This is a genomic window from Mycoplasma sp. AC157, assembly GCF_054343415.1.
Genome location: NZ_JBTGVE010000037.1, coordinates 1 through 4,143 on the forward strand (window position 1 = coordinate 1; position 4,143 = coordinate 4,143).

At 23.2% G+C, this 4,143-nt stretch carries 4 protein-coding genes; all 4 read right to left on the reverse strand.

Annotation, left to right across the window (positions count from 1 at the left end):
* Window positions 1-115: 115 nt before the first annotated feature.
* Window positions 116-994: a DpnII family type II restriction endonuclease gene (locus ACXX84_RS04035; protein ID WP_436358957.1), complete on the reverse strand. Its 879-nt coding sequence runs from the start codon at window positions 992-994 to the stop codon at window positions 116-118.
* 3 nt (window positions 995-997) lie between these two features.
* Window positions 998-1,852: a DNA adenine methylase gene (locus ACXX84_RS04040; protein ID WP_436358956.1), complete on the reverse strand. Its 855-nt coding sequence runs from the start codon at window positions 1,850-1,852 to the stop codon at window positions 998-1,000.
* Window positions 1,842-2,813: a DNA (cytosine-5-)-methyltransferase gene (gene dcm, locus ACXX84_RS04045; protein ID WP_458560467.1), complete on the reverse strand. Its 972-nt coding sequence runs from the start codon at window positions 2,811-2,813 to the stop codon at window positions 1,842-1,844. The genes ACXX84_RS04040 and dcm overlap by 11 nt, the downstream gene beginning before the upstream one ends.
* A 165-nt stretch (window positions 2,814-2,978) precedes the next feature.
* Window positions 2,979-3,977: a type I glyceraldehyde-3-phosphate dehydrogenase gene (gap, locus tag ACXX84_RS04050; protein ID WP_436358954.1), complete on the reverse strand. Its 999-nt coding sequence runs from the start codon at window positions 3,975-3,977 to the stop codon at window positions 2,979-2,981.
* Between the last annotated feature and the right edge of the window lie 166 nt (window positions 3,978-4,143).

The window sequence follows — 4,143 nt, forward strand, 5'->3', positions numbered from 1 at the left end:
ATCATTAAATTAACACATATTTATAAAAAGTGACATTTTATATCTGTAATTACATTTTATTCTTTTTAAACAGTAAAAAAAAGAAAAAAACGTTTATTTTTGAGTAAAATAAATTTTAAATTTTGAAAAAATCTAATAATAATTTTTCAAAATATTGACTTTCTATTTCTGAAAAATTAAAATAATTTATTTTTCCTTCCATTTTTTCTAATAAAAAATCGGCATTTTTACTTCAAAATGGTCCGTCAGTTATTAAAATAAAAGCTACTTTATTATTTTTTAATTCCTTATTTCTATTTATATAACTATCTATTATTTCTATAGGTTTTGAACCGCTATTAAAAAAGAAATTCACTTCAATATTAATCATTTTATCATTTTTCAGAAGAAGAAAATCTCCTATTTTATGCATATCATTTATATTCTGAACATTCTTAAAATTTTGCTGTTGAAATAGGATTATGTTGTTTTTATCACAAATTAATTTCAAAGAATCAAAGCACCTTTTTTCAAATCAACTGCCACTTCTATTTTTTCTTCCATTAGAATCTAAGCCTACTAAAATACCTAAAACATAATCAATTACACTATTTTGTAAAAAATCCAAAAATAACTTTTTTAATCCTGTTTTATGGAAAAATAATAGAAATTTTTCTATTTCATAGTCTGATAATTTATTGTCAAAATTGAAATTAAAACATTCAGTTTTAATATCTTCATCAATTATTTCTAAATTGATTTTTGTCTTTGTAAAAAGTTCTCTTTCTTTTTTACTTAAAGCAATAAGCAATGGGAAAACTTTAATAACTTCTGGATTTTGTTTTAAAATCATTTTGAATGTTTGATCAAAATTCTTGTTTTTTATTAAAATATCTAATTTATCTAAAAAAGGTAAATAAATTTTGTAGTCTTTTATATTTTCTCAATTTACAAAGAAAGAATAATTTCTATTTGTTTTGAGTAAATTCTTTTTAAATTGTTCTATTCTATTCATAAATTAATAATTTGTTATTATTATTTCTTCTCCTGTTCTTTTATTTTTATCTCTATTAATTAACCTTTTTACTTTGATTATTTCTTTATTAAAATCCTTATATAATTCATTTATTAAATCCGTATTATGGTTAGTTAACATTATATAGCAACCTTTTTTGTCCAAAACTTTTACAACTTGAGATAATCTAATGTGTTCTTCTTTATCAAATCCTGCTTCTGTATAAGAATCAAAAGATTTATTTTCTAAAGAATCATATGGACTATCTATGAAAATAAAATCTCCTTTTTTTGCTTTTTCTAAAACTGTTGCAAAATCAAAATTCATAATTTCTGTTTTTTTATTCAAAAAATTAGAAATATTGACTATATTTTCTTTAGAAAAAGAAGAAAAATTTTCTTTTCCATTAAAGGGAACATTGAATTCTCCTTTAGAATTAACTCTATATAAACCATTAAAACATCTTTTATTTAAATAAATAAAAAATGTTGCTAATTCTACATCAAATTCTTTATTTTTAATTTTTTCATTATATTTTTCTCTAATTAAATAGTAATCACCTTTTGTTATAAAGGTTTTATCTAATTTTTCAAGATTAGATATAACTAAATCTGGATTTTCTTTTATTTGAATATAAGCATTTATTAAAGAACTATTGATGTCATTAATAAAATATTTCTTTGCTTCAATAGAAAAAAGAACAGCACCACCACCAACAAAAGGTTCAAAATATCTATTTATTGTTTTTGGTAATTTTTCTTGTATTTTTTCTATAATCTGCCTTTTTCCGCCTGCTCATTTAACAAAAGGAATAGTCTTAGTTTTTGTTTTATCCATTGTATTATTTTTATTTTCCATCTTTTTCTCTTTCTCTTATTATTGTAAGCATTTTAGAAGCAATTTTTTGAATTACAGTTACTGTCATTGCATTTCCTGCTTGTGAAAGGAGTTTATTATTATTTAAGTTCATTTTTTTAGCTTTTTCAACTATTTCTTTTGGAAAAACTTGCAAAAGCAAAGCTTCATAACCATTAAGTTTTTTAATTTGCTTATTTTGTATGTATAATAAACCGTGTCTCCCTTTTCTTAAAGTAGGAAATATTTCATTGTATTTTCTTAAATCTGATTGTCTTGTATCAATTACAGTATTTTCTCATTTTAATATATCATTAATTGAATATAAATTTTGATTATAAGGATGACCTAAATATTTTAAAAAAGTTTTATTATTTGTTTCAAGTATATTAGTATTATTTTTATCAATAAAATTATTAAAATTATATATTTTCTCTTTTTCTTGTGGAAATTCAAAATTTAAAATGTTTAAATTGTTTTTAAAACCTACAATATATATTCTTTCTCTAGAATGTGGTATACCAAAATCTTTAGTATTTAAAACTTTGTAAAAAATGTTGTAACCAGCATTTTGTAACTCATTTTTTATAATTTCAAAAGTTTTTCCTTTATCATGATTTATTAAACCTTTAACATTTTCCAAAATAAAATATTTTGTTTGTTTTTCTTTTAAAATTCTAATAATATGATAAATTATTTGACCTCTTTCATCTTCTAAACCTTCTCTTTTACCTACTATAGAAAAAGTTTGACAAGGAAAACCTGCAATCACAAAATCAAAATCTGGCAAATCTCTTGCTTTAATTTTAGTTAAGTCTCCAAAATTTTTATCATCATTAAATAGTAATTTATATGTTTCAGCTGTATTTTCTTCTATTTCTGAATGTCCTATGCATTGTAATCCATTTAATTCTAATCCCAGTCTGCCTCCACCTATTCCAGAACATAAATCCAAAAATTTCATAGATGTTTCTCCTTTATAATTTTATTATTGTTGTTTTGTATTTTTAATTCTATTGATTTTTTTAACACTAATTTCTATTATTATTTTACTTTATTTTAAATTTTATTTATTAAAAACAAATAAAAAAATAGATGCATTTTTCAATGCATCTATTAAGAATAATTATTATAATGAAGATAATAATTTTAATACTCTTACATATTGGTTTACATATGATGATTCATTATCGTATCATGTGTAAATTTTGTAAAGATTTTTTCCATCAACTGTTAATACTTTTGTTAAAGTTGCATCGAAAATTGATCCTTCTGTTGCTCCAATAATGTCTGAAGAAACGATTGGTTCATCTGTATAACCAAATGATTCACTTGAATGTGATTTCATAACTGAGTTAATTTCTTCTGCTGTTGCATCTTTTTTAAGTTCAACTACTAAATCAACAAATGATCCTGTAATTGTTGGAACTCTTAAAGCAATACCGTCTAATTTTCCTTTTAATGAAGGAACTACTAATCCAATAGCTTTTGCTGCTCCTGTTGAAGAAGGAACGATGTTAATAGCTGCAGCTCTTGCTCTTCTTAAGTCTGAGTGAGGTGCATCTTGTAATCTTTGATCTGCTGTATAAGCGTGAATTGTTGACATGTATCCACGTTCAATTCCAAAGTGTTTATCTAAAAAGTGAACAACTGGTGCTAAAGCGTTTGTTGTACATGAAGCTGCTGAAACAACTTTGTCATCTTTTGTTAAAATGTCGTGGTTAACATTGTAAACTATAGTTTTTAAATCTCCTGAAGCTGGTGCAGAAATTAATACTTTTTTAGCTCCTGCTGTTAAGTGTTTTTCAGATCCTTCTTTTGAAGTAAAGAATCCAGTTGATTCAACAACAACATCAATACCTAAATCTTTTCAAGGTAATAATTCTGGGTTTCTTTCAGCTAAAATTTTAATTTCTTTTCCATCAACTACTAAGTTTCCGTTTTTAACTTCTACTGTTCCTTCAAATCTTCCGTGAGCTGAATCGTATTTTAGTAAGTGTGCTAATGTTTTAGCATCTGTTAAGTCGTTAATAGCAACAACTTCTAAATCATTTTTATGTAATTTGTGAATTGCTCTGAAAACTAATCTACCAATTCTACCAAATCCATTTATAGCAATTTTTTTCATTTTATACCTTTCTTTAAAAATAAATGTATTTTTACTTTTGTTTTTAAAATTATTTATTTCCTTTAAATTATATTACAAATTAAAAAAAGATTATTTATTTTTATTTAATAGTATTAAAACAGAAATAAAATGTCACCCCCCATTCCCAATATAAAATGTCACTTTT